The following is a 1,500-nucleotide window of genomic DNA, read 5'->3' as shown; positions in this document are numbered from 1 at the left end:
GGTAGCGTGCAGAGATGTGGTGTAAGAGGCGGGGCATGCCCCGCCTCCGCCCTTTCTTGAAAGGGAGGGGACACCGCCTAGAATTCGTCGTTGGAGTAATGAAGGTGACGAATGGAAGGAAAGGCGATGCCCCAAGAAGAGAGTGTACTGCGCCTCGGCCGCGACGAGGCCCTCGAGGCGGCGAGGCTTTGGCAGGAGTGCGGCGACGCGCGCGAGTTCGCGTGCAGGGTGCTGGGCAGCGTGATGAACGCGCTGATGGACTCCGAGGCCCAGCAGATGTGCGGCGCGAGCCGCAACGAGCGCAGCGACGGCAGGGAGAACAGCCGCAACGGCTACCGCCCCAGGTCGCTCAAGACCGCCGTGGGCGACGTGGAGCTCGAGATACCCAAGCTCAGGCACGGCACCTACTACCCCGAGGGCATGCTCGCGCGATGGTCGCGCGTCGACACCTCGGTGGCCGCCATCGTGCAGGAGATGTACGTATGCGGCGTGTCCACCCGCAAGGTCGAGCGCGTGGCGTCCAAGCTGGGCATATCCTCGCTGTCGAGCTCGGAGGTCTCGAGCCTCTGCTCCGACCTCGACGCCGAGGTGGCGGAGTTCCGCCGCCGCGACCTGTCGGGCACGCCGTGCTGCTACCTGTGGCTCGACGCTACCTACATGAGCTGCAGGGTCGGCTCGTCGGTCGTCTCGCAGGGCGTCGTGACCGCGATCGGGCTGGGCGCCGACGGGCGCAAGCACTTCCTGGGCTGCGACGTGGTCGACACCGAGAGCGAGGACTCCTGGGCGGCATTCCTCGGCGGGCTGCGCGAGCGCGGGCTGGCCGGCGTTCGCCTCGTGGTCTCCGACAGCCACGCCGGGCTCGTGGCCGCCGTCTCGCGCCTGTTCCAGGGCTGCGCCTGGCAGCGCTGCGTGACGCACCTGCAGCGCAACCTCCAGAGCGCCTGCTCGGGCAGGCCCGAGGACTCCAAGGCGGCCGTCAGGGACCTCGTGCACGCCGCGGTCTACCAGGACGACCCCGACCTCGCGCGCTGCGTGTGGGCCGAGGCGGCGCCCTGGGTGGCGTCGGTGTCCGCCAGGGCCGGCGAGGTCTTCGAGCAGGCCGAGGACTCCGCGCTGGCGTTCACGGCCTTCCCCAGGGCGCACTGGGCCAAGCTCCGCACCAACAACGTCCAGGAGCGCGCCAACCGCGAGATCAAGCGCCGCTACAGGGTCGTGCAGTCCTTCCCCTCGAGGGAGTCGATGCTGCGCCTGACGTGCGCGAGCCTCATGGAGACCGAGGGACAGTGGTCCCAGCAGCGCGTGTTCTCCGAGGCCTCGGCCGCCGAGGGCTTCGCCGAGCCCGCGGACAGGCCGGCCCCGACAGAGGGGAGGCGCCGCGCGCTCGGGCGGCGCGCCAGGGAGATAGTGGACGAGATAGTCGAGAGGCGCGGTCTCAAGAAGGAGTAACATCGGGACTTGCAGCGACGGACCTCGGGACGCTCTTACACCACGTCTGCGCGC

1 protein-coding gene is annotated in these 1,500 nt (G+C 69.9%); it reads left to right on the top strand.

Annotated elements, in window-relative coordinates:
- The first annotated feature begins 126 nt into the window (after positions 1-126).
- The gene (locus DW796_RS10305; RefSeq protein ID WP_233502389.1) at positions 127-1,446 is read left to right on the top strand and encodes an IS256 family transposase; all 1,320 of its coding nucleotides are present in this window, start codon (positions 127-129) and stop codon (positions 1,444-1,446) included.
- The last annotated feature ends 54 nt before the right edge of the window (positions 1,447-1,500 follow it).

Source organism: Collinsella sp. AM31-2AC, assembly GCF_003469285.1.
GTDB lineage: Bacteria > Actinomycetota > Coriobacteriia > Coriobacteriales > Coriobacteriaceae > Collinsella > Collinsella aerofaciens_AT.
This window is presented reverse-complemented; position numbering and strand designations above follow the sequence as displayed.

What these genes read in the sequence shown, in the direction of transcription:
- DW796_RS10305 (WP_233502389.1), top strand. Translation starts at nt 127, where the DNA reads ATGCCCCAAGAAGAGAGTGTACTGCGCCTCGGCCGCGACGAGGCCCTC.